Source organism: Roseomonas genomospecies 6 (genome assembly GCF_008365375.1).
Lineage (GTDB): Bacteria > Pseudomonadota > Alphaproteobacteria > Azospirillales > Azospirillaceae > Azospirillum.
This window is the reverse complement of sequence record NZ_QOKW01000041.1, coordinates 1-26,840: the sequence shown is the minus strand read 5'-3', so window position 1 is coordinate 26,840 and position 26,840 is coordinate 1. Positions and strand designations below refer to the sequence as shown.

Below are 26,840 nucleotides of genomic sequence, written 5' to 3'. Positions count from 1 at the left end.
AGGGACCCACGGTCAGGCCCGGACCACCGGCAGTTCGTCGAGGCACGTCGTATAGCGCGGCGACCGCTTGTCCTGCTTCATGCGCCATCCTCCCCAGTCTCCTGCGACCGACGACGGCGCTAGGGTGCCCCGCCCCATCTTGGTGTTGACCGCGTTCATGGCGGCCGTGGGCTTCGCCGAGCATGCACCGCGGGCGTCGAGGAGAAAGAGCTGTACGCGGTCCTGCGGCGTCAGACCGCTCAGGATCACCCCGGCCTTGGCGTACCGGAAGCCGTTTCGCCACAGGCGGCGCGCCACGGCTGTAGCGGCAGCGATCAGATCGAACGTGTCGTTCGTTGGAGGGGCGAGCTCGCAGGTAGCGGCGTTCGCGTACTGGGGTTCGTCCGTGCGGAACCGGTTCGTTTGGACGAAAACCTGGAGCGCCTCGGCCACCAGCCCCTGCTGGCGCAGCTTCTCCGCGGCCCGGGTAGCGAAGGCCACGACCGCCTGGTGATGTCCTCCCAGGTCACCACCGGCTCGGCGAACGAGCGGGTGACCGCCGTGCTCTGCCGCTCCGAACGCACCAGCTCCAGGAGGAGGCACGGAACGCCACGCAGCTCGTAGACGATCCTCTCCCCGATTAAGGTCAGCAGTTGGCGGGCGATCCTGGGATCCAGATCGCGCAGGTCCGCCGCCGTGCGGACACCTCGCATCCGAAGCTTCTCGGCCGAGCGTGGGCCGATCCCCCAGACGTCCTCGACTGGGAAGGACGGCAGCACCGCGTCTTGGGCACAGCGGGCGCGCAGGTCGCAGACGCTGGCGTACTCCGGGCGCTTTTTGGCGCAGCGGTTCGCGACCTTGGCCAGCAGCTTGGTGGGCCCGATCCCCACGTCGACCGGAATGCCGGTCCCGCCCGTCGGCGGCAAAACGCGGTTCTCGGCATATTTCGGCGGAAAGCACCCAGTAGGAACGGCGGAAAGCGCCCGGGCAGAACGGTGAAAGCGCCCACCCGTTTCGGTGAATTCGCCCACCCGTAGGGGTGGTGGTGTCGGGGTCCGAACCAGCCTTTGGCATCCCCATGATCTTTCCACGGCACAGGCCAAGGAGGATCGGGATGCCCCGAGCGAGGTCGGACATGCGGCGGATCAGAGAAGTCCTTCGTCTGCGGGATGAGTTCGGCGCCAGCCAACGGCAGATTGCCGATGCCTGCCGGCTGCCGCGCAGCACCGTGCGCGATTACCTGGATCGGCTACGGGCCTCCGGGCTGCGGTACGCGGATGTGCTGGGGTGGACGGACGTCGAGTTGGAAGAGCGGCTGTTCCCGCCTCCGGTCACGTCGGCCCGCCCGGTGCCGGACTGGCGACACATCAGCCGTGAACTCAGCCGCCGTGGCGTAACGCTGCGTCTGCTGTGGGAGGAATACCTGGAGGTCCATCCCGGCGGCTATCGCTACACCCAATTCGTCCAGCATTTCCGGGCATGGCAGGGTGCCCATGCCGAGCCGCGTCTGCGCCGGGAACATCGGCCGGGGGCGGCGATCGAGGTTGATTACGCCGGGATGACGCTGAGCGTCGGGCTCGGCGCCGAGGCGCGGCCGGCCCAGGTGTTTGTCGCCTGCCTGCCGTATTCGGGTTACGTCTATGCCGAGGCGACCTGGACTCAGCAGGCGGAGGAGTGGCTGGCCTCCCACGTCCGGCTGTTCGAGCATCTGGGCGGCGTGCCGGGCAAGCTGGTGCCGGACAATCTCAAGGTCGGCGTCAGCCACGCCTCCTTCTACGATCCGGCAATCAACCCAGCTTATCACGATCTCGCCCGGCACTACCGCACCGCCGTCCTGCCGGCACGGGTGAGGCGCCCACGCGATAAGCCCAGCGCCGAGAACGGTGTGCAGCAGGTCGAGCGGCGGGTGCTGGCTCCGTTGCGCGATACGCTCTTCGCCACGTTGGACGCCGCCAACGCGGCCCTGCACGACAAGCTGGCCGCCCTCAACGCTGCTCCCTTGAGCCGCAGGCCACAGGACACGCGCGCCAGCCTGTTCGCCACCGAGGAGAAGCCGACCCTGCGCCCCTTGCCGCCGGAACGCTTCGTGCCCGGCACCTGGGCTCGCCATAAGGTGCCGCCCGACTATCATCTCGCCCTCGACGGCGGCGTCTACTCGGTGCCCCACACGCTGATCGGCAAGACGGTCGACGTGCACAGCACCGCCGGCGTGATCAGCGTCTTTCTGCGCGGCAAGCGGATGGCCTGCCATGTCCGGCGGCAGGATGGCGCCACCGTGACGCTGGACGCCCATCGCCCTGCCAACCACCGGGCCGTCGCCCGCTTCACCCCTGACGCCATCCAGGCCGACTTGGCCGCCATCGGCCCGGCCGCCGCGTTGCTGTTCGCGCGCATCCTGGCCGGCGCCGATCATCCCGAACAGGCGGTGCGGGCCGGGATCGGCCTGATCCGCCTGGCCGCCACCCATGGCACCGACCGGCTGGAGCAAGCCTGCCAGGCGGCCCTGGAGGCCAACGTCGGATCCTACCGCTACGTCCAGCGCTGGTTGGCGGCGCCCCCCGCCACGGCGGCGGACCCGGCTGGTGCCGGCGAGCACGCCAATCTGCGCGGCCCTTCCTATTATCACTGACGGAGACACGATGATGAAGCACGTCAACCACGAGCGGTTGCGCCAGTTGCGTCTGTACGGCATGGCCAAGGGGCTGGAGGCGTTGGAGCGTCTGCCCGACCGCGGCCAACTGGCTTTCGACGAGCAGTTGGGCACCTTGATCGAACGCGAGGCGGCGGAGCGGGCCAACACCGCGCTCGCCAGCCGGCTGAAACGCGCCAGACTGCGCCAGACTGCCTGCCTGGAGGACCTCGACCTGCGCACCCCGCGTGGGCTCGATCGCGGTGTTGTGCGGGAACTGGCCACCGGGCGATGGGTGAAGGAGAACCGGCCGGTTCTGATCACCGGCCCGACCGGGATCGGCAAGACCTGGCTGGCCTGTGCACTTGGCAACCAGGCGGCGCGGGAAGGCCACAGCGTACTCTACACCCGGCTGACCCGCCTGCTGGACGATCTGGCCACCGCCCGCCTGGACGGTTCACTCGCCCGGCTGCTGCGACGGATCGCCCGGCTCGACCTGCTGATCCTGGATGACTGGGCGATGACCGAGCTGACCGCGGCTCAGCGCCTGGACCTGATGGAGGTGATCGACGACCGCCACGACCGGGCCGCAACCATGCTGGCCACCCAAGTTCCCGTGGCCAACTGGCATCGGCTCATCGGCGACCCAACCGTTTCATGATGCCTTCCTCCTTGACGGGTTGGTGTGTCGGACCAGCGCGCGCAGCTCGGGAATGCGCTCGTCGTCGAGCGTGACTTGCCAAGGCTGCCCCTTGGTGAGCTGACGCCCGGACAGCCGGCCACGCTTCAGCCATTTGAAAATCGTCTGGCCGGTGACGCCGAGGGCGCTCGCCGCTCCCTGGATCGAGTAGCTGCCATCCGGCCAGCGGGCCGGATTCGCCTCGACCCCGTTGATCTTCACGGTCGGGATCCCCCAGCGCTTGCGCAGCAGATAAACAAGCTTGTTGTCGAACGCCGTTCCACGGCTTGAAAGAAGCGGCTTTATGACCCAAACGCCGTTCCGGGAAGTTGTGCCTGTTCTGGCACATAGACCACCGAGGCGCGAGAGATGACGTCGATGCCGCCCCGCACGGTCCGGCGGAGGCGGCGACCGACGGCGCGGCCGAACAGGGTGACCATCTGCTGGGCGGGCGGGATCCGGTCCCACTGCTTCACCGCCCGGACTCGGCCTTTGCGGGTTTTCCGATTGGCCGTGCCGCGATAGACGCGCTGACTCCAGCGAAAAGCGATTTCGTCGAAGTAGCCTTGCGCGTGTTCTTGACTGATGAAGTGGAAGACGCCGGCGACGGTCCGCCGGACGCGGTCGTTCAGCGCCTCGGCGGAATTCGAGTGAACGATGCCGCGGACGAACTCTTTGTCGGAGTGCGAGACGGTGTCATGCGCCACATAGCTCGTGCCGGCCTTGCCGAGCGAACCGTGGGTGTCACTCATCAGATGAGCGCTCGGTTCGACCGCCGCGGCCAACGCGGCCGTGACTTCAGCCGCCCCCAGTCCGTCGAGCGGCGTGAGTCGGGCGACTCCCGGCGACTCGTCTTCTGGGCGCTGCACGGCGCTTAGAGCTGGCCACTTCGTCGAGTGCCCCTGCATCCCGCGCCGCGCGTCGGGGTTGCTCGGGTCCTTGCGGGGCTTGCCGCCGATGCGGACGTCGTCCGCCTCGACGATGCCGTCGAGCTTCGTCTCGTGGTCGGCCATGAGCAACCGCAGGGCGTGTTCTACCCGCCAGGTCGCCTTCTGACTGATGCCCAGCGCCTCGCTGAGCCGGACGCTGGAGACGCCCTTGTCGGCTTGGAGCGTCAACCAGAGAGCGGTCATCCACGTCTTGATGGACAACTTCGTAGCGTGAAGCGGCGTACCGCTGGTTGCGGTGAACTGGTGGCCGCACCGACAGCACTGATAGAGACCGGGGCGCTTGGTCTTACCCATCGCCCGGTCGGCCAGAGCGATTGACCGGAAGGAGCCGCAATCCGTCTTCGGGCAGCGCCGCCCGTTCGGCCAGACCAGCGCTTCGAGCAGTCGGCGGCAGGTCGCTTCGTCGGCGAAGCCCCGCACCATCTCCTCCTGCGTGTGAATCCCCTTCATATACTCAACCGCGTTAAAGGCCATGGCCACCCCTCCCGCCCACGCGAAAGGGGGACTTCTAACACGTTTGCGGCGTTTGGGCCATAAAGCCGGATTTTTGTCGGGTGTCCTCATCTGACAAAACTTCAACGCATCAGGCATTTTCGACGTCGCCATCGTAAGCAAGGGCTCTTGCTAGCGTTATGGACGGTCCCCCATGAACAATGAGTGAATGACCACGATACAGAAACAATGCCCTCTCGGCCGCATTTGGCCGTGCAACGCACAATTTGTGGATGGCGTTGCGATCGCCGGTGCTTCACTGGACGAGTCACCGCAAGCATTTTTTAATCCGAGTGAGGATGGAGGGCGGATTCAAGCGGTCGTCGGTCCGGCGGTCACACTAGAATTGCGTGCAGAATCCCTTTCTGCTGTGGGTCGAGCCGGGCGATGCGGGATAGGCTCCGTCAAAATGGCGGCGAGCAGGGTCTGCTCCGTCGAAGAGCAGGGAATCCGGACGAGCTGATCAACCAAATCCTTGGCGGTGATCACTTTGGTCAGATCGTTCCAGGTTGCCGCGCCGGCCAGCCGGTTGGGACCGAGCACCCCGGCGAGTTTGCGCTCCATGCCCGGGTGACGGGCAAAAAATCGAGCCAAGGCCTGTCTCACTGTGGTCTCCGTTTCTGGCGCCGGGGGTATCCGCTGCGCTCTCAATCGTGTGCCTTTTTGTCTGAGGCGCGCCGCCGTGTCGCGGCGGGATGGGCGCATGACGCATGGCGCTGTTGGCGATGTAGCCCTTCGGTGGCCGGGCCGCCCGCGAGCGACATCGGCCCAACCGGCGATGGCCTTGTTCAGGCGGGCGCGGTGCTCGGCAGCGGTCCGACGGATGCGGTCATGGCGTCGAGCAGCGGCAGCACCGCCGTCTGTTCGTTTGTTTGCGCGCGCCTCGGTCGGGTAGGCTCGGTGTCACGGCTCCCGTCGGGCGACAGCGACCGGTCGGCGATGGCCTGCTGCAGCGAGGGCAGCAGGTCAGCGAGGGCGCGGACCGTCCGCCGTTCGTCGTCGCGGGTCGCGAGCTGCTCTTCGAACGCACGGACCTTGTCCTGCAGCGCCCGCCGCTCGGTCTGGTGCTGCTCCTCGGCGGCCGCGAGCGCCGCGTTCAGCACATCGATCTGCGCGTGGGCCTCCTCGAGCGCGCGTTCGCTCCGGTCGATCGTCGTGCTCATCTCCTCCTCCGTGTCCCGCAGCTGCCGCTCCAGCTCGCGGATCCGCGCGGCGAGGCCGTCGGTGGCACCGCGCCAACTGGCTTCGGCCAGCCGCTCGAGCGGCTGGCGCACCGCCGTGAGGGCCTCGTCGATCAGCGGCCCGAGGGCCCGCGGGCCGGGTCGCCTGCGCCAGCTTGTGGGCCTGCCACACGCGCAGCAAGGCCTCCGGCCGGCCGTGGCCGCCAAGCGCCCGACGCAGCGCCGTGCCGTTGACCGGCTCGCCTGCCGCCTCCAGCGCGGTGCCCGCCGCGATCACCTGTGTCTCCTTGACACTCATCGGTCGTCCCACGATGCTTGCTTCGGTTTGGCAAAAGCCCTGCGATGGGAGATATCCGTTCGCTTGCGCGTGAGGCAAGGGCTGGGTGAAGAAAAAATCTGCTGACCGGAGATCATGGTTGCGGTCTGTCCTTTGGATCGGTGTTGCACACTTTTGACGATCGCTCCTGGTACCTTGATGGTAGGCGTCCATACTCCAATACGGACGGCGCTCGTCTGTGGAAGCCTTTGCGGCATCGAGGCGACGGTGATCGCGTCGGCAATTCGGCGCGGAGCTGGAACGCCGGCGGTGCTGGCCGTCGGCGTCTTCGGAGGTTCGATCCGTCGCTCAAACGTCCCGGCGCCCGGCAGGGCCCGTGGGGCCGATGGCGAGACCGCGAACCGTCGAACGCGGCCAGCGAGGAAGGGCAGGGAGCCGCGGCAGCGGCCCAAGGCGATGGCGAAACGCGCCGCCCGGCGCGGTGCGAAGCACCGAATTGGTATAGCGTCGTTGACATCTCCTTGAACCGTCCTTGAACCCTCCTTGATTCTTCCTTTACGTCTCCCGCGGTGGTTCACCGGAGCGTGGCCACGGTGTGTTAAGGGGTCGTCGGGTGACCGCGCCGCGCCATGGCGAGCATGCGCTCGTACTGCTGCAGGTGGGTCTGGCAGCGCTCCTTGGTGTTCGCGCTCCAGGCCGCGGTCCGTCGCGTCCACGCTCGGTAGCGGAGCCGCAGAATGCCGAGCAATTCCACCTGCTCCAGCGCCGAGGGGACGGGCACCAGTGTGTACGAGGCGCCGAGCGGGCGCACGGCGGCGGCGATCCGCGGGGCGGGCACCAGCGCGCGGGCGGCGGCATCAGCCGCCTGGGCCACCTTGCGCTCCAGAACGTTGCCGTTGGCGCGCGGGCAGGGGTGCAGGATTTCGGCCTCGCCGGATAGGCTCTCGACGAGATGGTCGACGACCTCGACGAGTCCCATGTCGATCAGCCGGTTCAACTGCTCCTTGAATTCCGCGAGCCCGGCTGTGGGATTTTCGGGGCGGGCGTTTGCGTGGGTCTGGACCAGCGGATGAGTGAGTCTGAATTCGGGCTCCGGGTTGCCGAAAGCGACGACGTTGTACCGGCCGCGTTCGCCGACGCGGACCTTCGTATGGCGGCAGCGTACGAAAGTCCAGGGCAGGCCACCGTCTTCGGCCAGGTCCTGGACGCCATAGAGTTGAACAAACAAACGCAACAAACCAACGCTCTGAGCTTGGCGCAGTTTGACGATCGGCGGCGTGTCGCCTCCAGCACCGACGACCAGGGACCGGGGCAGCCAAATCCACGCGGGCAGGGCGGCGGCAGCCGGATCGTAGACGACAGGTGCGTAGGTGTGCCCGCCGAGAGCGCGCGCCCAGCCCTTGTCGACGATCCCGCGGATGAGAGTGCGCGGACGACAGCCGCCCAGCTCCGGGCAAGCCCGGGACGGCAGCCATGAGCCTCCCGGCGCCAGCCAGTCGTAGAGGCGACGTTCATGCTCGGTCAGCGGCTCGGGCGGATAGCCTTCGCACTCGGGAATGGTGTGCGCCGGCGTCAGCATGCGCAGCAGCTTCGGTCGATCCGGCGTGCTGACCAGACCGGCAGTTTCGATAAGGTCGACGGCCTTCGCCGCGCGGCTCCACCCGACCCTGGCGTACTTTTTCACCGCTTCGACCCCGGCGCACGTGGTGCGGTTGTCGCGCCGCGAAAACGCCGCGAGGACCAGATAGGCGACGGCGGCGTTGAGGCCGAGCGCGCACGCCAGCACCCATGCGCGGGCGTCGATGGCGAAAAAGTGGCCGACGTGGCGGGGCTTGGGGGGCTGTGCATCGGGGGCGGGAACGAAGGCCCCGGTGAGGGTGGCGTCCTGCAGCACGGTATCGGTCATCGGTGATCTCGGGTTGGGGATGATGGGCTGCCTCGTCGGGCCCCGACTATGTTGTCCGGGTTCGCTGCTGGGAAATGCATGCCTGCACGGCACCAATTACACTGACCGCCTAACGACGATTGGAATGGCCGGTTGACGGTTGCGTCATCAGCCTGTCCCTGCAATTGCAGGGACAGGCTGATGACGGGAGCACGGATCACCGACCGGCAGGTCAGGCGGTACATGGACGAGCGCAGGCGCGGTCAGACCCAAGTCGGGGCCGCGGCGAAGGCCGGGTTCAGCGAGCGAACCGCGCGGCGGATCGACGCCGACCCGGTTCTGCCCAGCCAACGGTCGTGTGAACGAACATGGCGCACGCGGGAAGACCCCTTCCTTGGCGTCTGGGAGGAAGAGTTGGTGCCGGTTCTGCGATCCGTGCCGCACATCCGGGCGACGACGCTGCTGGAGGAACTCCAGCGGCGCCATCCCGGCGCCTACCCGGACCGCCTGCTGCGGTCCCTGCAACGACGGGTCGCTGTGTGGCGGGCGACCGAAGGCCCGGAGCAGGAGTTGATTTTCCGCCAGGAGCACCCGCCGGGGCATCAGGCCCTCTCCGATTTCACCGAGGCGGCCAGCCTCAGCGTCACCATCGACGGCATTTCTTTCGATCACCTCCTCTATCATTTCTGGCTGGCCTACAGCGGCTGGGAGTTCGTCAAGGTCGTCCAGGGGGGCGAGAGCTTCACGGCGCTCACCGAGGGGCTCCAGGAGGCGCTTTGGCAGCTCGGCGGCGTACCCCACACCCATCGCACCGACCGGCTGTCCGCCGCCTACCGCAACCTCGCCAGCGAGGACGACGAGGCCGCCGGTTACGCGGCCTTCTGCCGCCATTACGCCATGGCCCCGACCCGCAACAACTGCGGCGTCGCTCACGAGAACGGCAGCGTCGAAGCGGCCCATGGCCATCTCAAGACGGCGCTGCGCGAGGCTCTCGACCTGCGCGGCTCGCGGGATTTCCCCGATCTGGCCGCCTACCAGGCCTTTCTGCAGGACACCGTCGCCCGCAAGAATGCCCGCCGGCGCAAGGCCCTGGAGGTCGAGCTGCCGGAACTGAAGCCGCTGCCCCGGCACCGCACCACCGACTTCTCCACTACCACCGTCACCGTGGTCCGGACCGGCTCCATTTCCGTGCGCAAGGTGCTCTACACCGTGCCATCCCGGCTCGTGGGATGTCGGCTCAAGGTGCACATCTACGATGACCGGCTCGTCTGCTGGCTGGGCACCACCCAGGTGCTGACGCTCACCCGCAAGCATCCCAAAGGCAAGCGGCGCGATCGCGTCGTCGATTACCGCCACCTGGCCGCTTCACTGGTGCGCAAGCCGCAGGCGTTCCGCCGTTCGGTGTTCCGCGAGGAGCTCTTTCCACGCCCCGCCTTTCGCCGCGCCTGGGAGGTCCTCGACGAAGGCCTCGACGACCGCAAGGCCTGTCGCGTCTATGTCGGCCTGCTGCACCTGGCCGCCACCGGCGCCTGTGAGGCCGCTCTGGCCGACCATCTCGATGCCGTGCTCGACCGCGGCGAAATGCCCGATCTTGAAACCGCCCGGGCCGCCGTGGCCCCACCCCAGCCGGCGGCGATCCCGCTGATCGCCGTGCCGCTGCCCGACTTGGCGGGATACGACCGCCTCCTGCGGCCGGCGCCATCCACCCCTGATCCGGAGCCGACATGACCGACATCGACGCCACCAAGCTGCCGGTGATGCTCTCGTCTCTGCGCCTGCCGACGATCAGCCGCTTATGGCCGGGCTTCGCCGAGCGTGCGGATCGGGAAGGCTGGGGGGCCGCTCGTTTTCTGGCCGCCCTGTGCGAGCACGAGTTGGCCGAGCGCACCGAGCGGCGCATCGCCCGCCACATGGCCGAGTCGGACCTGCCGGAGGGCAAGACGCTGACCACCTTCGACTTCGCCGCCGTGCCCACCCTCCGCAAACCGCATGTCGAGGCATTGGGGCATGGCGACGGCTGGATCGAGCGTGGCGCCAATGTGCTGATCTTCGGCCCCAGCGGCGTCGGCAAGACGCACATCGCGTCCGCTATCGGCACGGTGCTCATCGAGGGCGGACGGCGCGTCCTGTTCACCCGCACCACCGACCTCGTGCAAAAGCTCCAGGCCGCGCGGCGTGATCTGGCCTTGCCCGGCCTGCTCAGCCGGCTCGACCGCTTCGACTGCCTGATCCTCGATGACCTCGGCTATGTCCGTAAGGACCAGGCGGAAACGGCGGTGCTGTTTGAGTTGATTGCCGAACGCTACGAGCGGCGCAGCTTGATCTTGACCTGTAACCAGCCCTTCAGCGCCTGGAACGCGATCTTTCCCGATCCCGCGATGACCGTAGCCGCGATTGACCGGCTGGTGCACCACGCCATTATCCTGGAGCTGAACACGGAAAGTTATCGCCGGCGCTCCGCCATGGCCGCGGCCCAGCGCGATGAGCCCCGAGGGGTAATTGACGGTGCAACGGCGTAATTGTCGCCGGGCGCGCATGCCGGCATGATGGCGGGCATGTTCGAGCCCCCGACCATCGCCCAGCTGAAGATCACGATCCTGGACATTGAGCCGCCGGTCTGGCGGCGGCTGCTGGTGCCGCGACGGACCACGCTGGGCGAGTTGCACCACATCATCCAAGCCGCGTTCGGGTGGCTGGACTACCACCTGCATCAGTTCGAGATCGGCGGCCTGCGCTTTGGCGCTCCCGACATGCTCAACGCGGATGCCTTCGATGACGACGCACAGGCCCTGCCGGAGGACGATGTCCGCCTGTTCGACTTCCTGCCCAATCCGCCGCCGTTCACCTACCTCTATGACTTCGGCGACGATTGGCACCACCGCATCGAGGTCGAAACGTTGCGGCTGCCCGAGACCGATCGCAAATACCCCGCCTGCATTGACGGTGCGCGCTCACGGCCACCGGAAGATGTCGGGGGTGTCTACGGCTACGCCGATTTCCTGGAAGCTTTTCACGACCCAAGCCACCCCGAACATGCCGATATGAGACGCTGGGCCGGACGTGCGTTCCATCCCGAAAAATTTGACCTCGCGAAAACCGATCGTGCTGTCCGCTCCGCTGTGCGCGCCGCGAAACGACGCGCTGCACTGATGCGCTACGAGTGATCAGCCCCGACCGGACAGGCCATCGTAGTTGACGCCTGCCGGACGTCGAAATTGTCGTTGCACACATGCCGACGCCGATTGTCGTCGGCTCCCCGCTCATCGTTCGCCAACCCGTCCGAGACCACAGGTGACGCACGTCCGGCAGGAAAACCGCCGCCCCGCTGATGCGGATCGCCGGCCCTCTCCATACGCTGGAAGGGCAGCGTCCCCGGCCCAGTGCCGGCGGTGGCTTGAATGGTGCAGTTAGGCATTCCGGCCGGGGCCGGAACGCCTGGGGCGGCCCGATGGCGCCGCCCCGATCATCGCGACCGGCGTGGAGGCGCTGCGGGCGTGGACGATCTGGGCTTTTTCCGCATCAAGCAGTCCTTCGTGACCCGCTCGCCATTGACCACCGCCGGTGGCGCCGCCGCGTATCAGTCGGGCGAGCGGTTCCGGTGCGTGCTAGCCGCCGCGGCCTACCAGGCGGGCAGCTGTGAGGCGATCAATCCGGCGGTGCGGGCCATGGCGATGAAGCAGGGCCTATCCCTCGGCCCGGACACGGTCTTCGACTACTCCGGCAAGAGGGGCGTCTACGCGAGCGAAATCCGTCACCCGCCGGATGCGCCAGCCTGGTGCCGGCAGCGTTCGACGCTGTGGGGGCGGATGGAAGCCAGCGAACGCCGGCGCGACGCTGCCTTGGCTCTGCGTTATGAGGCCGCGCTCAGCCGCACCGTTCCGATCGATCTGTCGATCCGCCATCTGAACGGCTTCGTCGATCGGCACCTGGTGGCACGCGGGCTGGTGGTCGATACGGCAATCCACCTGTACGGCAAGCCGCTCGATCCGCGGATTCCGGAAGCCGCCGACTGATCTTGCCCCGGTTTGGTGGTTCTTGCGCACTTTGCGTGGATCGCGCCGCCAGGAGGGTTCGTCTCCGGAGCAGATCCAGGCTGGCTCTGCCGTACATCTGACGCTTGAGCAGTTTGAGGCGGTTGATCTGCCCCTCAGCCTGCCCGCTGCTCCATGGCAGGGTGAATGCCGCCCGGACCGCGGCACCATCCTGCTGCAAGCCGGCAGCGAACGTCTGAACCGCCGCAATACCGCAGGAGCCGGCTGTGGTGAGCCAAGCGTCCAGTCCGGCGGCAGCTTGGCCGGTTTCCACTGCCGGACATGCCGAACGTACGAGCGCCGTGAAACGGCGTGCGAGGCCGGCCACTGTTGCCGTTTCGGCGTCTTGTTCGGCCTGGGCAACGGCCGCGGCCTCCTCGTCGCCGCGCGCTTCGGCCGGCTTTACCAGAGCCCAGGCCAAACGCTTGGGCGACAAGAGAGCTGGTGGGCGGCCCGATGGGGTTGATGCCCCCTTGCGCCAGCGGTGGGGCGTCGTCTTCGCCGGGACGCTTCGGTGCTGTTGCAGCCAGAGATGCACCGCCTTTGCCCGGCCGGGATAGCCCAGCACATGAACCTCACGCCACAGTTCCATTCCATTCTCGCAGCCTGCGGCCACACGCGCCGCCAAATGCGGGATGAAGGGGTCCAACGCGCTCGGCCCTGGAGCCCGCAGGGCGCGTTCCGGAAAGCTTTGCGCTTGTACGTACTTGCGAACCGTTGCCCGCGCCAGGCCCATCGACCGGGCAATGCTCAGCAGCGTCTCGCCGGCGGCATGGCGGCACCGGACCTCTTTGTAGACGGCCACCCACCGCTCGTGGCTTGCAACGCTCGCCACTCTCTCGGCACGCGGGCGCGAGAAGGCTCGGGTGCGTCGGGGTGCGATGGCCGACGCGTCGGTGTGGACCGGCGGCAACCGGCGAAGGCGACCATGGACGGCGAAGAGCCAGCGTTCAAGCATCTGGCGGGTATTGGCGAGCAGGTGCCATCGGTCGGCAACCTGGGTCGCTTGACCAGCGCCGTTGGTGGCGGCACGAGAGTATTCGGTGGAGCGATCCCGCGCCACCACGGCGATGCCGGGGTGGTCGGCAACCAGCCCGCAACGGTGTTGGCGGATCGATCAGCCAGAAGGTCGAGGACACGACGACGTTCCAGGTCGACCAGGATGGTGCCATAGGTCCGCCCTTCGCGCAGCGCCCAATCATCCACGCCGACGACGCGTGGCGGTTCAACGGCCGGCAAGGGCAATGCCCGGATAACGCGTAGCAGGGTGTCCCTGCTGACTGGCATCCCAAGCCCGCGGGCGAGCCGCGCCCCCGCAGCGCCACCAAGAGCGATCCCGACCCGGCCCAGTGCCTTGGTCAGCCGCCGGGTGCGTCGGGCGTAAGGGGCCACAGCGCCTGCAAAGCGCTCGGCGAACGTGCGTTTGGGGCAGGTCGCTTGCCGGCAATAGAACCGCCGGACCAGCAAGGCAACACGGAGTTCATGCCCGAAGGCCGGGAGGTCGGCAGGAGATCGCCGGTACCGGCTGTGAACCACGCGGCTGACGGCGCCACAGTGCGGGCAGCGGGCACTGCCTCGGCGACTATCTACGAGAATGACAAGGGAGCCGCGGCTGCCGCGCTCGATCTGAAGCACGCGGCAGCCCGGAAGGAAAGAGAACTTTTGCATGCTCCTTCCATGTGGGCAATCCCCGGTCTGCTCGCCACCGCAACCCGGACCATCCACGCAAAGTGCGCAAGAGCCGGTTCGGTGGACACCTCTGCTAAGCTCCGACGGGAGCGGGAAGGTGTCTGATGGCGAAGATGAGACGGTCCTTCACGGACGAGTTCAAGCGTGAGGCCGTTGCCCTGCTTGACGGCAGCGGCCGTCCCCTGGAGCATGTGGCGCGGGAGTTGGGCCTTCAGCCATCCGTGCTGCGGAATTGGCGCCGGGCGGCCCAAGGCCAGCCACCGCGCTCGCGGTCTGGCGCTCCAGCCGTGCCCGGCGCCGCCACGCCGGCCACCCCGGACGAGCAGACGGCGGAGATCGCGCGGCTACGGCGCGAGCTCGAGCGCGCCCGGCAGGAACGCGACATTTTAGAAAAGGCAATCAGCATCTTCTCGGAAGCGCCGAGATGAGGTTCCGTTTCGTCGAAGACCACCGGGACGAGTTCCCCGTCCGGCTCATGTGCACGGTGCTCGGGGTGTCCGCCAGTGGGTACTACGCGTGGCGTGGGCGGCCGGAAAGCGGCCGGGCCGCTGCCAACCGGCAGCTTCTGGCCGAGGTTGGCGCATCAATTGCCGAAGCCGAGCGATGCCGCGCTTGCCGCTACAGAGCTAACGCACCGTCGTCCGAAGCGCCCGCGCCGGCACGACAAGGGACCGGATGGCGCCGCCGTTGGTCCGTTCCAGTGTCAGCACCCCGCCGTTCCGCCATTGGGCCAGTCTGGCGGCGATCAGGTTTCCGCCATCGTGCAACCCGAAACCGTCCAGGCAGATCCCCGGGCAGGCGGCTTGCGCAGGGCCGGAGGGGCCGAAGGGGTGGGAGAGAGGAAACGAGGCTCTGCCGCTCCGAAGGGATGAACCAGCCCCCCACACCACCGGGGGCACGAAGACGACCGCTTCTCCCCCATTTCCCGGCACGATCCAGCCACCACCGGACGGACGCGCCGGAACATTGAGGTAGGGCGAGAGTGCTGGGCCGGAAAGGTTCAGAAAGGCAGCCGGACCGGCGGCATTGGCGGCATTGGCGGCAGCGGCGGGTGTGCTCGCCAAGCCCAGGCAGGCCGCGGCGGCGAGCGTGAGGACGGAATGGCGCATGGACGCTCCTTTCCGGTTTGAAATCCGATGGTGGACACCGCCATTGAGCCGTTTTCCGATCCCCCGGGCAATCCGGCAAGGGGGGTGGACGGCGCATTGTCCTATCCAAAGGCGGTGTGCCTCTAAAGGGGCGTCTCCGAAGAATTGTGAGGCGCCCCCGGCTTGCGGGCTTCCTGGCGCCGCCTGAAATCTAGGTACCACCCGCCACGACCGGAAGGTGTGTTCCCGAGATCAGAAATAGCAAACCCCTTCGCCTCCGGTTTTTATTCAAATGCGCCGTTTCTTTGGTTTCGTTATCTAAGCAATATTTTTTCATCAGACGATCCTGAAAAAATCACTTCACATCATGTAAAGAAGGAGCCTGGCCGTGCGGACCAGCATTCTCCTGTCAATGGCGGCTGCCATATGGGCGGCATCAAGCGTGACTTGTTATGCGGATTTCAACGATATCAAAGGCATACAACTTGGTAATCCGCAGGAGCGGATTGCCAAGTCGCAGCTCGAAGCTCTTTCCATTCAAAGAGAGCAGCTTGTTCTGCAAAAGCAAATGATGCAGGCCGGACAGAACTACAACAACGTCATATTCCTCAATCAGTCCGGCAACAACAACTATCTGAATCTGAATACAAATCAGGCCAGTTCTGCGACGCAGGGCGTCCAGAACGGCATGGCGAGGTGACGCATGCGCTCCCTGCTGTGCGCCGCCGCTGCCGCGCTCCTCCTCGCCGGCTGCGCCGTCACGCCCCCGATGGGCGAGGAACCGGCCAAGCTCCTCACCGGGCCGATCCCGGTGAAGACATCGACCCCCATCACCGGCGCGCTGCGCTGTCTGGCGCACCAGCCGCGGGGGCCCCTGGATGTGCGTCTCGCCGTGGGCGACATTCCGGACCGCACGGGACGCTTCAACTATCAGGACATCGGCGCCTACATGACGCAGGGTGCCACGCACATGATGATCAGCGCCCTGGCGCAGGCCGGGACGGCCCAGGTCAACCGCTCCACCACCGCCATCGCCGAATTCGAACTCGCCCAATCGCTGCAGCAGCGTCTGGGTGAAGGCCGCCCCGTCACGGTGGGCAACCAGACCGTGGCGTTCCGCCCGGTCGCGAAGGGAACCCTTCTGGGATCGACCCACTACATCACGGGCGCGATCAGCGAGCTGGACTTCAAGGTGGTCAACAGCGCGGCTTCGGTGACGGTCGGCGGCATCGGCGGAGGCGCCAAGTCCTATGCCGTGCAGATCGGGCTCGACCTTGCGGTCACGGACACCCGGACCTCGCGCATCGTCTACGCGAAATCCTGGCGCAAGCAGGCCATCGGCTACGAGACCTCGGCCAACCTGTTCCGCTTCTTCGATCTGGGCGTGAAGGGCGGCGCCTTCGCCGGGGACGTGCTGTTCGACGTTTCGATCGGCGAGCAGCCGACCGAGCCCCTGCAGGGCGCCGTCCGCTGGGCCATCGAGTCCGCCGCCTACGACATCGTGTCGGACATCTACCGCACGGGGATGGCCTGCGACCATCTGCTGACGCAGGCGGCGCGCGAGCGCCGCGAGGCGGAGCTGGCCGATCTGGCGGCGGTGCGGGCGATACAGGCATCCGCTCAAACTCCGGCGTCCGACGCCGGAGAACCGCTCAACAAGACACCCGCCGATCCCAGCCCGAAAGCCGATGGCCTGCCGTCGCTCGGGCGTCCGGCGGACGGCGGCAATTGCCGCTACGCCGGCGGCCGCATGATCTGCGACCCGCCCGGCGCCCTCTGATCTCTCTTCCTCCCGAACACCCTCATCCTCGGGCCCGCGCCCCGCGGGCGGAGGCAACAGCGGTCCCGGACCGATCCGGGACCGGCAACCCCTGGTGCTGCGCACCCTTCACTGGAGAAAACGCATGAAGACGTTCGTTCTTGCGACCGCTGCCGTGATCGCCCTGTCGTCATCGGCCTTCGCCGCCGGCAACATCAGCCAGGATTACCTCAACGTCCAGGATCTGAAGAACAGCATCACCCTGAACCACAACGGGGACGGCCCGGTGAAGCAGGAGATCACCAACACCGCGAACGTGGTCGCGGCGACGGTGGAGGACACCAAGCAGTCGGTGGGCAACGTCAACCAATACGCCAGCGGCAGCGCGTTGCAGCAGGGAAGCAACTTCTACGACACCACCTACGGCATGTGGAACAACAGCACTCAGAGCATCGCCAACACGCTGAACGTCGCCCTGGCCGACAGCATGGGCAACGTCACCCAGGCCGCCCACGGGTACCAGAACGGCTCGAACTACGTGGAATTCGGCCAGAAGATCGACGGCGGCGTGCCGGGCATCGTGACCGCCGAAGCCCCGGTCTATCCGCAGTCGATCCGCAACATGGCCAACATCGTGGACGCGACCAACCTGCAGACGCTGTCCCAGACCCTGGCCGGCAGCGGCCAGTACGCGACCAACACCGTCAAGTACACCGGCAGCGGGAACCAGTGGACGGACGGCCCGGTCACCGACTTCGGCCAGCAGATCGCCAACACCGCCAACGTCGCGCTGCTCGCCAGCACGAACTTCGCGTCCATGTCGCAGGTCGCCAACGCGCCGCAGATCGGCATCAACAGCATCGTCGGGCAGGGTGCCGTGGACCATGTCCGCCAGACCGCGGCGAACGTCGCCAACATCTTCACCCTGCCGTCGCCGTAACCAGGGCGTCACGCGAAAAGGGCGGGCCTACGGGTCCGCCCGTTTTCCCGTAAGGACCCATCAAAGAGTCATTGTCACGGCAACTGACCCGACACGCAGAGAACCCGCATTCCCTGACTGTTTCGCGCCGCAGCGGTCGCAACCCCAGCGTGTTGCACGGAGGTGGCGCAGTTTGAAAGGGCCCCTTTCCCCTTCCCTTGCTCAGGCGACGCGGACGGACTCTGGGCGTCCCAGGTCGAGCATGCGGTTGAGCACCTCGGAAGCAATGGTGACCTCGGTGGCCTGGGCGGCATCGGTATGAAAGCGCAGGGCCGGTCTGATGACCTGCTTCCAGCGGCCGATCTGGCCCTCCACCCGGGCCCGTGTGTTGTACCCGCTGCTGCACTGCCACCCCATTCGCCCCGCCTCAGCGATCGTTTTGATGTGACGGTCGCGCTGGGTGGGGGCGGTGTCGGCCGTGGCGCCGGGCACGGCGTCGGCGCGAGGCGGTGCCACCACGGTGGCCTCGGGATGGCGTTCGTGCACGGCCGCGTAGGCCGCGGTCCGGTCATAAGCGCCGTCCCCCATGACGGAGGCCACCGGTTCGCCGATCTGATCGAGCAACAGGCCGACCTGGGCGGCATCGTCCACCGCGCGGTCGGTCAGCGTGGCGGCGACGATCCGGCCGCTCGCCGCGTCCACCCTGATGTGCAGCTTCTTCCAGGACCGCCGTTTCTTGGTGCCGTGTTTCTCGATCAGCCATTCCCCCGGCCCGCACAGCTTCAGCCCGGTGCTGTCCACCAGCAGGTGGACGGGACCGTTGGGTGAGCGTGGCTGAGCGGGCAGTGGGACGGTTCGGGCGCGCCGGGCGATGGTGGTGTGATCGGGCACCCGCAGGTCAAGCCCGAGCAGATGGAGAATGGAGCCGATCAGGCCTTCGGTCTGGCGCAGCGCCAGATGAAACACCGTACGCAGCATCAGCGCCGTCGTGATGGCGAGGTCGGAGTAGGCGGGCTGCCCGCCCGGCGTGGTCCGGGGCGTTGCCTTCCAGTGCGCGATCGCCGCCTCGGTGACCCAGACGGTCAGGCTGCCACGCTGGCGCAGCGCGGCATCGTATTCGCTCCAATTCTTCACCCGCCGCTTGGGTCGGGGAATATGATGACGACGGGCGGCGTTCGCTTTGTGCGGCAAGGGACGGGACCGAGGCGAGGACGGGGCCTTTGCCTACGCCGGCACGCCCATCCGTGCAACACGCTGCCGAGTGGACCCACCGAATCGCATCATAGACGAGAGTGGCCAGACTACCGTAACGGTTGCCCAGACGCCCTTCTGCAGGTTGATTGGGTCCGGAGAAGGCCGGAGGACTGACCTCGACGCACCGTATCCTTCTACAAACGGCACCATCCGTCGGGCGTACACCACCCGGCGGGGGCAACGTCCCCACCGGCGGCGACGCTGCGATTGCGGCCGCGGTCCTTCGCTTGGTACAGCGCCTGGTCGGCACGATGAAGAAGGGCATCAAGGTGATCGCTTGCGCACAGCGCTGTGACCCCCATGCTCGCCGTGACCTGGAGGGTTTTCCCCTCCGGGATGAGAATGAGACCGGCGGCGATGGCCCGTCGTAGGCGCTCCGCGATGTCATGCGCTTGGGCAAGCCCGGTCTCAGGCAGCAGGATGGCGAATTCCTCTCCGCCCAGCCGCCCGATGACGTCGTGGCAACGCAGACTGCCCCGGCATCGCCGGACCACCTCGCTGAGCACGGCGTCTCCGGCCGCATGGCCATGGCCGTCGTTGACCTCCTTGAAGTGGTCAAGGTCCATCATGATGATCGACAGTGGCCGCTCGTGCCGGTGATGGCGGGCGATTTCCACCTCGGCCAGTGCCGTGAAGGCTCGGCGGTTCTTCGCCCCCGTCAGGACATCGGTGTCAGCCAGGTAGCGCAATTCGCTGTTGGCCTGTTCCAATTCGGTGCGGTAGCGGCGCTCCCGATCAAGAAGCCAAGCGATGCCCATGGCGCTTCCGAACAGCAGCGCCGACACCAGCCCGCCAACCGATACCATAACGGAATGCCGCTCTTCGGCTCCGGCGAAGACATCCTCTTCCGCGAGCAGAACGAGCACGATCAGTGGAAAGGCCCTGAGGCGGCGATAGGCTCCGATCCGCACCATGCCGTCGACGGCGCTGGTTGCCCCGTAGCCCGCGGCATCCGGCTGCTTCGGATCAAAAAACGGCCGCTCCTTGGGCAAGGAGGACCCGACCGGGTCAACGCTGGGCACGATCCGCGCCGCCCTGGCCCGGATGACGCCATCCGTTCCGAGCAGCGTGATCGCGCCCTTGGCACCGATGTCAATGGTCTCGTAGAAGCCCGAGAAATACGCCGGGTCGACCGAGATGACCAGCACGCCATCGAATGTGCCGTCCGGCGCCGTCCGGCGGCGGGTGAACTGGATGGACCACTTTTGGGAAACGCGCCCGAACACCGGCTTGCTGATGAAGAGCTTATCCTCGCCGCTGTCCTGGTGGACGCGGAAATGCTCGCGGTCGCTGAGGTCTACCGGGTGGCTCGTCCGCGACAGGTTGCTGTAGAGGAGCATGCCGTCCCGGTCGATGATGCCGACCTGCATGAACTCGCCGCCATAGGTGTTCCAGAACACGTCGTCGCGCCGGTCGTGGAAGCGGTCCGGGGCGCGCTGATATTCGAGCCGCAGATGCAGCAGGAGCGTGTCGATGTGCTGGACCGTCCGCACGACGTGCTCGTCGAAGGCGCGGGCGAGGTTGGTGGCGGTCACCTCGGCTTCGTGCCGGGTCTGTCCCCGGTCGCGCTGGTAGCCGTGCAGGAGGTTGCCCCACAGCCCGGCCACCAAGAGGCCAGCGACCCCAAGCGGCGCTACGATCGATGCCCATCGCGGGCGGCATCTCGGCGTGGGCTGCATGTCGTCTCTTAATTGAACCATGGTCCTAATATACGAATAGGCTTTGTGAGTCGATGCGGCACCTGAATACGGTGGGATGTCGGGCAAGCCGCCCCCTAGCCACATGAGGTTTTGCACTCTCCCGCCGGGGAGGGAGTTTGATGACCACCGCAGCTGCCTGACGAACATCGGCGTTTGGGCATGATTCCGCCTCCGGCGTCGTCGGGGGAGGGGGCGCGATGTGGCCTCGGCACGCTTGTGTGGAGCCCGTCAGCGGGCATGCACCGGCGGCGCCATGTGCGGCTTCTGGGTGGCCCGATGGCGGGCGATGCCGACCGCCGCGTCCAGGTTGGCGGCGAAGATGATGTTGGGGGCGTTCTTCAGCCCCATGGCGTCCAGGACCCGCTGCGGCTGCTTCTGCACGCCGGAAAGGACCACCAACGTGCCCTCGCGGCGGCAGTGGTCGATCAGTTCGGTCAGGGCGCCCACTCCGGTCGCGTCGATCAAAGGCACGTCGCGCATGCGCAGGATCAGAACTTTGGGCGGGCGCCCGACTTGGTCGAGCACGTCGCTCAGTCGGTTGGCGACACCGAAGAAGAAGGGGCCATTGATCTGGAATACAACGACTCCGTCGGGGAGGTCGGCCTGCGGCTGGTAAACGTCGCTGGCCGGGCGTGCGAAGTCATCGGCGTCCTCGTCGAGGAGCTTGACATGGCTTTGGATCTCCACCGCCTGCGCCATGCGGTGCATGAAGGCCATCGCGGCCACCACCACACCAACCTCGATGGCCACCGTCAGATCGACCAGCACGGTCAGGGCAAAGGTCAGCAGCAGGGCGACGCGGTCCGACAGTGGTGCCGTCATGAGATGGCGGAACCGCTCGACCTCGCTCATGTTCCAGGCCACCACGACCAGTACGGCGGCCAGGCTTGCCAGGGGCACGAACGAAGCCAGGGGCGCCAGAGCAAGCATGAAGACGAGCAGGAAGGCGGCGTGCAGCATGCCCGCGAGCGGGGACCGCGCGCCGGAGCGGATGTTGGTCACCGTGCGCGCGATGGCGCCGGTCGCGGGCAGGCCGCCGAACAGGGCTGAGGCGAGGTTGGCGAATCCTTGGGCAACGAGCTCGCAGTTCGAGCGGTGACGGCGCCCGGTCATGCCGTCGGCGACCACGGCGGAGAGCAGGGATTCCACGCCCGCCAGAAAGGCGATTGTGAAAGCGCTCGGCAGCAGGGCGGTGACGCGCCCCCAGGACAGGTCGGGCCAGGCGGGGACCGGCAGTGAGTTTGGGATGCCACCGAAGCGAGAGCCGATGGTGTCGACCGGCAATGCCAGGGCCCAGACGGCCAGAGCACCGGCACAAACGGCGACCAGGAAGCCGGGTACGCGCGGGGCGAAGCGGCGCAACCCGATGATGATGGCCAGCGATCCGGCGGCGACCGCAACCGTGGCCGGGTCGACGGTGTGCCGGTGTTCCCAGAAGGCCGTCCACTTCTCGAGGAATTCGGCGGGCACGGTGACCATGCCGAGGCCGAGCAGATCCTTCACCTGGCTGGAGAAGATAATGACGGCGATGCCCGCGGTGAAGCCGGTGATGACCGGCTGAGGAATGTACTTCACCCAGGTGCCGAGCCGCAGCAGACCCGCGGCGACCAATATTGCTCCGGCCATCAGCGTGGCGACCACCAGCCCGTCGAAGCCGTGCTGCGCGATGACGTTGAAGACGACCACGACGAAGGCACCGGTGGGGCCGCCGATCTGGAAGCGGCTGCCGCCCAGCGCGGAGATCAGGAAGCCCGCAACGATGGCCGTGGTGAGGCCCTTGTCGGGGGTGGTTCCCGAGGCGATGGCCAGGGCCATGGCCAAGGGCAGGGCGACGATGGCGACGGTCAGCCCGGCGATGACGTCGTTGCGCAGGTCGGCCGGGCCGTAGCCCTGGCGGAGCACAGTGATCAGCTTGGGCACGAACAGGTGCCACTGGGGTGAGAGCTTGGCTGCGGCTCCCGTCATGATCTCATCTCCCGTGCAGGCGGAGCGAGAAGGCTATCGGCCTGCGGTCGTGCGTTTGGTGGAGCGTGGTTCGGTCGGTTCGGCAGCGGGCGCTCCGGCTGCGCTCTTGAAGCGGACGCCGCGGCCGCTGCCCTGGCTTGGAGAGTTCTCTCCGATCAGTTCGATTCCGGCGGCATCGAGCGCGTTGACGACCTTGACCAGAGTGTCGACGACGCCGCGGACGTTGCCCTCGCTCGCCTCCATGCGCTGGATGGTCGGCAGGGACACGCCAGCCGCCTCGGCCAGGGTTTTCTGGTCGATGCCGAGCAGCGCCCGGGCGGCTCTCATCTGCGGCCCCGTGATCATGGTCCAGCCTTCATGTATTTCTTGTCTCAGATACTCTACTGCACCGCAAAGATGATGTATAGGGCATCATAAATGCGATTCCAGAATAGCACCTTTGAGAGCACGTGGTCCGACGCCGGAGGGAATGCAGGAACGTGCCGGGCTCACGATGTGGCCTGCCCCCGATACGTTCTCCAAGACGGAGCGGGCAATAGAGCCTCTTGCTCTTCGCGTCTCGCACGCAAGTTCGGACCTCGCACGTTCGCCCGAGAAAAATGTATCCTTCCTCCTGCTTGCTGGCCGGTTGGCAGCGACGGAAATTCCTGCGGCGGACCTGGGCCGCCGGAAAATCCACCCGCTGTTCCATGCCGCGTTGGAACGGTTCCGGGGTGAGACGGCCTTCGACGTCTTTCGCATCGCCTGGAATTCACAGAGGATTTTCAAAGCCCGGCAACACCTGCTCCCCGCGTGTGCGGTACGCCTGTAAGGGCGCGATGACCCTGCTGGACGCGCTCGCCTGGGCATGGGCGTGTTGAGAGCGGGGGCGGAAGAGCGCCGTCGATTGGCCAATGCCTGTGCGCCCAGGACGTCTGGCGCCGACCGCTCGGATACGGACATCGTTTCCAAGTCGGGGTGGATGCTCCGTCCGGTGGAGGCCAACGCTGACGGGTAAGCCCGGCAACACCAGCTTGCTACTGGGCCCGGCATCGGCCATGATCGGAGTTGCCATGATGATCGTCGCCCTCCAGAACCGTCCTCTTTTGCGCGCTGGTTGCGTGCATGCAGGCACGTCCGCCCCGGTTCTGGACCGCTAGGCAGCGTCCCGGTCCGGAACCGGGGCTCCACATTCCCGACATCGCCGCAGTTGGGGGAGAACCGCGTTCCATGCGGGCAGACCCTCTGGCTCGTTCCTGTTGACCGCCGTCGAGGCCGCCATCGCGGCCTTGGACGTCGACTTTGGAGGTGATCCGATGATGACGGAGCGTGACGTGACGCCGCCGAACCGCCCTGCCGAAGCCGAGACCCGCGCATCCCAGGTCGTGCCGTTCAAACAATGGCTGCAGCGGCGGACTGCTTCCCAGCCTCGCCCGCAGGACGGCGGCGACGACACCTCGCCGCCTGCCGCGTGACACGGTCCTTGGCGGGTGGGGAGTATCCCCCACCTCGCCATGGAATATTCCGGTCCACGCATGAAAGGATAGAACCATGCCCTCTCCCGACCTGTTTCCGGCTGTCACGCTGTCATCCGATGATTACGTCCGCCTGCTCGGTCTTGTGGCCGTTTCCGCAGCATCGGAACCCGACGTCTCCGACTATCTGGGCGCGGAACTCGAGCGGGCGACGGTGGTGCGGTCTGGCGAGGTCATGCCGACCGTGGTTATGATGAACGCGTGTGTCACCTTCCGCAACGAGGCGACCGGACGGGTTCGGACCGTTACCCTCGTCTATCCATCGGAGGCCGACCTGGCCGCGGGAAAGGTGTCGGTCCTGACGCCGATCGGCGCCGCGCTCATCGGTGTCGCCGAAGGCCATTCGATCTGCTGGTACACGCGTTCGGGCGAGGCCAAGACGCTGACCGTGCTGGAGGTGGAACAATGAGGGCGCGGCATTCCTCATCGCCCACAGGCGGTGAGCGGGCCGGGTCCAGTGGGGTGGATGCGTCTGCTGCCTCCGGTCTTGGCACTCTGGAGATCATTGTCGAGGGGACGGTCATCGCTGCCGACGGGGGCATGCCGGGCACCGCCCGGTGCAGGGAGCGGGGCGAGGCCGTCGCTGTCTCCCGCAGAATGTTCATGTCCTTGGCCGACCTGCTGAGGCTGTTGACCGACGATCACCTTGCGGTGCTGCGGCAGCTGCGCACCACCCCATCCTGCGCTCCGGCCTGCGCACGAACAGCTGCCCTGGAATGGGCCGGGCTGCTTGGGTACGATGCGGGCGGCCGTCCGTCTGTGCCCTACCGGGAGATTGTCGTCCGCATCCCGCTGTGAGCATGGGCGTTGTCGCTCCTACCATCACGGGATTGGGAGTCCTTGGGGGCCTGAGGGCATTTGGCTCTCCGCAGGTCTGCCGACCGCGCCGAACGGGGGCGCTTGCCCGAAGTCAATTTACCGCTGTGCATCGGCCTGTAACACTTGGCCAGTTTCAGGGGTGATCGGCGTCCAATAACCAGCCACCCCTGATCTGGCAGACTACCACCCTGGGTTTGGACGACAGGGTGGCGGACAGGGATGTTGACGGTGGAGACGATCGCACGGATACGACGCGAGCACGCGAAGGGGAAAAGCATCCGGGCCATTGCCCGGTCGCTGAAGGTGTCGCGGGAGACGGTGACGAAATACCTGCGCTCGGGCGAGACGGCGCCGCGCTACGAACGCCAGCACCAGCCGCTTCCGAAGTTGGCTGGGTTCCAGGAGGAGCTGGAACGGCTGATCACGGAGAACGAGCGGCGGCCGGTGCGTGACCGGCTCGATTATCTGGGGATCTTTAGGCGGCTGCAGGACGCCGGGTTCCAGGGCGGCTACGACACGGTGTGGCGCTACATCAAACGCTTCAAGCTGCGCCAGCCGCCGGGCGGGCCGGTGAACGCCTACGTGCCGCTCACCTTCGCCCCCGCCGAGGCGTACCAGTTCGACTGAGCGGAGGAGTGGATCATCCTGGACGGGGTGACGACCAAGGTGCAGGTGGCTCATGTCCGCCCGTGCCACAGCCGCATGCCGTTCGTGGCGGTCTACCCGCGCCAGAGCCAGGAGATGGTGTTCGACGCTCATGCCCGCGCTGCGGCGTTCTACGGCGGCCTGTGAGAGCGCGGCATCTACGACAACATGAAGACGGCGGTGGACGCCGTGTTCGTCGGCAAGGAGCGCCGCTTCAACCGCCGCTTCGCCCAGATGTGCTCGCATTACTTGGTCGAGCCTGTGGCCTGCACCCCGGCGTCGGGCTGGGAGAAGGGCCAAGTCGAGAACCAGGTCGGCACCTTGCGCCAGCGGCTGTTCACGCCGCGCCTGCGCGCCAAGACGCTGGAGGAGGTGAACGACCGCCTGCACGACGAGGTGATCGTCTGGGCCCAACAGACGTCGCATCCGGAGGATAAGAGCCGGACGGTGTATGAGGTGTTCCAGGCGGAGCGGTCGGTGCTGATCACCGTGGGCGATTCTTTCGACGGCTTCTACGAGGCCACGCTCAGCGCCTCGAAAACCTGCCTCATCCACTTCGACCGCAACCGCTACAGCGTGGCCGCGGTCGCCGCCGGCAAGCCGGTGCAGGTCCGCGCCTACGCGACACGGATCGTGGTGTGGTTCAACGGCGCGATCGTCGCCGAGCACCCACGAGCTTTCGGGCACGGCCACACGCGCTACAATCCGCTGCACTACCTGCCGGTTCTCGTCCGCAAACCGGGGGCGCTGCGCAACGGGGCGCCGTTCCGGGACTGGGATTTGCCGCCAGCCCTGGCGACGGTGCGGACCCGCCTGGGCCGTGGCGACGACGCTGAACGGCAGTTCGTTGGCGTGCTCGCCGCCATCCTCACCGATGGCCTGGAGGCGGTGGAGGTCGCCTGCCGCGAGGCACTGGCGAACGGCACGCACAGCCGGGACGTGATCCTGAACATCCTCGCCCGGCGCCACGACGTCACACCGGCACCGGCCATGGCGGTGCCGACGGCGTTGACGCTGTCCATCGAGCCGGCCGCCGACTGCGGGCGCTACGACCGCCTGCGCGCGGTGCGGGAGGGCTGCCATGGAACGGCATGAGCTGATGGCGCTGATGGCCGAGCTCAGCTTGGCCGGCATGCGCGCCGCCTACGACGAGGTGATGAGCGACGGGCTGAAGCGGCAGCACACCGTCCAGCAGATCCTGGGCGATCTGCTGGCGGTGGAGCGGGCGGAGAAGCAGGCGCGCTCGATCCGTTACCAGCGTAAGCGTTGTGTGACGACACATCCGACGTGATCGTGGTTCATGAAATATTCCGCTGGTCGCAGCTCAGCGGGGTAAGAGGATGTCGGGTCAGGATCTGGAGAGCTATTGGCGCAATCATGTTGAT

The 26,840-nt window shown here is 66.9% G+C and carries 23 protein-coding genes and 5 pseudogenes; 16 read left to right on the top strand and 12 right to left on the bottom strand.

Features of this window, described 5'->3' with window-relative positions; all coding sequences use genetic code 11:
• Positions 1 to 12: 12 nt before the first annotated feature.
• Positions 13 to 1,053 carry a DinB/UmuC family translesion DNA polymerase gene (locus tag DS843_RS32125; RefSeq protein WP_353618391.1) on the bottom strand — a complete coding sequence of 347 codons (1,041 nt, stop codon included), beginning with the start codon at positions 1,051 to 1,053 and terminating at the stop codon, positions 13 to 15.
• Between the two features lie 40 nt (positions 1,054 to 1,093).
• On the opposite strand from DS843_RS32125, the gene istA (DS843_RS28565) reads away from it, so the two are divergent.
• On the top strand, positions 1,094 to 2,608 hold the full coding sequence (istA, locus tag DS843_RS28565; RefSeq protein ID WP_149472214.1) for an IS21 family transposase: 1,515 nt from the start codon (positions 1,094 to 1,096) through the stop codon (positions 2,606 to 2,608).
• A gap of 10 nt (positions 2,609 to 2,618) precedes the next feature.
• Positions 2,619 to 3,260, top strand: a pseudogene (gene istB / locus DS843_RS28560) (IS21-like element ISAzs2 family helper ATPase IstB); the annotation flags it as partial.
• A 3-nt stretch (positions 3,261 to 3,263) separates the two neighbouring features.
• On the opposite strand, the gene DS843_RS28555 reads toward istB (DS843_RS28560), so the two are convergent.
• From DS843_RS28555 to DS843_RS28535, 5 genes are all read right to left on the bottom strand, one after another.
• Complete coding sequence (locus DS843_RS28555) at positions 3,264 to 3,509, bottom strand: hypothetical protein (protein WP_208852351.1); 246 nt, start codon at positions 3,507 to 3,509, stop codon at positions 3,264 to 3,266.
• A gap of 80 nt (positions 3,510 to 3,589) precedes the next feature.
• The gene (locus DS843_RS28550) at positions 3,590 to 4,711 is read right to left on the bottom strand and encodes an IS1595 family transposase (protein ID WP_149472213.1); all 1,122 of its coding nucleotides are present in this window, start codon (positions 4,709 to 4,711) and stop codon (positions 3,590 to 3,592) included.
• 330 nt (positions 4,712 to 5,041) lie between these two features.
• Positions 5,042 to 5,335, bottom strand: a complete 294-nt coding sequence (locus tag DS843_RS28545) for a hypothetical protein (protein ID WP_149472212.1) — start codon at positions 5,333 to 5,335, stop codon at positions 5,042 to 5,044.
• A gap of 182 nt (positions 5,336 to 5,517) precedes the next feature.
• Positions 5,518 to 6,003 (bottom strand): hypothetical protein, encoded by a 486-nt coding sequence (locus DS843_RS28540; protein WP_149472211.1) that lies wholly within the window; start codon positions 6,001 to 6,003, stop codon positions 5,518 to 5,520.
• A gap of 782 nt (positions 6,004 to 6,785) precedes the next feature.
• Complete coding sequence (locus DS843_RS28535) at positions 6,786 to 8,093, bottom strand: hypothetical protein (protein ID WP_149472210.1); 1,308 nt, start codon at positions 8,091 to 8,093, stop codon at positions 6,786 to 6,788.
• 180 nt (positions 8,094 to 8,273) lie between these two features.
• Here DS843_RS28535 and istA (DS843_RS28530) point away from each other — a divergent pair, with 180 nt between their 5' ends.
• From istA (DS843_RS28530) to DS843_RS28515, 4 genes are all read left to right on the top strand, one after another.
• Complete coding sequence (gene istA / locus DS843_RS28530) at positions 8,274 to 9,800, top strand: IS21 family transposase (protein WP_149472209.1); 1,527 nt, start codon at positions 8,274 to 8,276, stop codon at positions 9,798 to 9,800.
• Complete coding sequence (istB, locus tag DS843_RS28525; protein WP_149472208.1) at positions 9,797 to 10,591, top strand: IS21-like element helper ATPase IstB; 795 nt, start codon at positions 9,797 to 9,799, stop codon at positions 10,589 to 10,591. Before istA (DS843_RS28530) ends, istB (DS843_RS28525) begins: the two co-directional genes overlap by 4 nt.
• 36 nt (positions 10,592 to 10,627) lie before the next feature.
• Positions 10,628 to 11,236, top strand: a complete 609-nt coding sequence (locus DS843_RS28520) for a plasmid pRiA4b ORF-3 family protein (protein WP_149472207.1) — start codon at positions 10,628 to 10,630, stop codon at positions 11,234 to 11,236.
• Between the two features lie 330 nt (positions 11,237 to 11,566).
• Positions 11,567 to 12,085: a MobA/MobL family protein gene (locus DS843_RS28515; RefSeq protein WP_167525516.1), complete on the top strand. Its 519-nt coding sequence runs from the start codon at positions 11,567 to 11,569 to the stop codon at positions 12,083 to 12,085.
• Between the two features lie 49 nt (positions 12,086 to 12,134).
• On the opposite strand, the pseudogene DS843_RS28510 reads toward DS843_RS28515, so the two are convergent.
• Positions 12,135 to 13,771: pseudogene (locus tag DS843_RS28510) on the bottom strand (ISL3 family transposase); the annotation flags it as partial.
• A 125-nt stretch (positions 13,772 to 13,896) separates the two neighbouring features.
• Between DS843_RS28510 and DS843_RS28505 the strand changes: the two are divergent.
• Positions 13,897 to 14,369, top strand: a pseudogene (locus tag DS843_RS28505) (transposase); the annotation flags it as partial.
• A 49-nt stretch (positions 14,370 to 14,418) separates the two neighbouring features.
• Here DS843_RS28505 and DS843_RS28500 read toward each other — a convergent pair.
• On the bottom strand, positions 14,419 to 14,901 hold the full coding sequence (locus DS843_RS28500) for a hypothetical protein (protein WP_149472204.1): 483 nt from the start codon (positions 14,899 to 14,901) through the stop codon (positions 14,419 to 14,421).
• 367 nt (positions 14,902 to 15,268) lie between these two features.
• Between DS843_RS28500 and DS843_RS28495 the strand changes: the two genes are divergently transcribed.
• The 3 genes from DS843_RS28495 to DS843_RS28485 all read left to right on the top strand — a co-directional run bounded on the left by DS843_RS28495 (position 15,269) and on the right by DS843_RS28485 (position 17,579).
• Positions 15,269 to 15,580: a hypothetical protein gene (locus DS843_RS28495; RefSeq protein ID WP_149472203.1), complete on the top strand. Its 312-nt coding sequence runs from the start codon at positions 15,269 to 15,271 to the stop codon at positions 15,578 to 15,580.
• A gap of 3 nt (positions 15,581 to 15,583) precedes the next feature.
• On the top strand, positions 15,584 to 16,660 hold the full coding sequence (locus tag DS843_RS28490) for a CsgG/HfaB family protein (RefSeq protein WP_149472202.1): 1,077 nt from the start codon (positions 15,584 to 15,586) through the stop codon (positions 16,658 to 16,660).
• Between the two features lie 124 nt (positions 16,661 to 16,784).
• A complete protein-coding gene (locus DS843_RS28485; protein ID WP_149472201.1) occupies positions 16,785 to 17,579 on the top strand; it encodes a hypothetical protein in 795 nt (264 codons plus the stop codon).
• Between the two features lie 201 nt (positions 17,580 to 17,780).
• Here the strand turns inward: DS843_RS28485 and DS843_RS28480 are convergent, their stop codons facing one another.
• The 4 genes from DS843_RS28480 to DS843_RS28465 form a co-directional block, all read right to left on the bottom strand.
• A complete protein-coding gene (locus tag DS843_RS28480; RefSeq protein WP_149472200.1) occupies positions 17,781 to 18,749 on the bottom strand; it encodes an IS5 family transposase in 969 nt (322 codons plus the stop codon).
• A 197-nt stretch (positions 18,750 to 18,946) separates the two neighbouring features.
• Entirely contained in the window at positions 18,947 to 20,419 is a 1,473-nt protein-coding gene (locus DS843_RS28475) for a sensor domain-containing diguanylate cyclase (protein WP_286192378.1), read from the bottom strand.
• Between the two features lie 321 nt (positions 20,420 to 20,740).
• On the bottom strand, positions 20,741 to 22,477 hold the full coding sequence (locus DS843_RS28470) for a SulP family inorganic anion transporter (protein ID WP_149472198.1): 1,737 nt from the start codon (positions 22,475 to 22,477) through the stop codon (positions 20,741 to 20,743).
• Between the two features lie 33 nt (positions 22,478 to 22,510).
• Positions 22,511 to 22,822: a helix-turn-helix domain-containing protein gene (locus tag DS843_RS28465; RefSeq protein ID WP_149472197.1), complete on the bottom strand. Its 312-nt coding sequence runs from the start codon at positions 22,820 to 22,822 to the stop codon at positions 22,511 to 22,513.
• A gap of 124 nt (positions 22,823 to 22,946) precedes the next feature.
• Here DS843_RS28465 and DS843_RS28460 point away from each other — a divergent pair, with 124 nt between their 5' ends.
• The 6 genes and pseudogenes from DS843_RS28460 to DS843_RS28435 all read left to right on the top strand — a co-directional run.
• The gene (locus tag DS843_RS28460) at positions 22,947 to 23,288 is read left to right on the top strand and encodes a hypothetical protein (RefSeq protein ID WP_149472196.1); all 342 of its coding nucleotides are present in this window, start codon (positions 22,947 to 22,949) and stop codon (positions 23,286 to 23,288) included.
• Between the two features lie 427 nt (positions 23,289 to 23,715).
• A complete protein-coding gene (locus DS843_RS28455; protein ID WP_149472195.1) occupies positions 23,716 to 23,931 on the top strand; it encodes a hypothetical protein in 216 nt (71 codons plus the stop codon).
• Between the two features lie 76 nt (positions 23,932 to 24,007).
• Positions 24,008 to 24,400 (top strand): nucleoside diphosphate kinase regulator, encoded by a 393-nt coding sequence (gene rnk / locus DS843_RS28450; RefSeq protein WP_149472194.1) that lies wholly within the window; start codon positions 24,008 to 24,010, stop codon positions 24,398 to 24,400.
• A 200-nt stretch (positions 24,401 to 24,600) separates the two neighbouring features.
• Complete coding sequence (locus tag DS843_RS28445; RefSeq protein ID WP_149472193.1) at positions 24,601 to 24,789, top strand: hypothetical protein; 189 nt, start codon at positions 24,601 to 24,603, stop codon at positions 24,787 to 24,789.
• Positions 24,790 to 25,029: 240 nt separating this feature from the next.
• Positions 25,030 to 26,550 (top strand): annotated as a pseudogene (istA, locus tag DS843_RS28440) (IS21 family transposase).
• A pseudogene (locus DS843_RS28435) lies at positions 26,537 to 26,713 on the top strand (ATPase); the annotation flags it as partial. The pseudogenes istA (DS843_RS28440) and DS843_RS28435, both read left to right, overlap by 14 nt.
• Positions 26,714 to 26,840 lie beyond the last annotated feature (127 nt).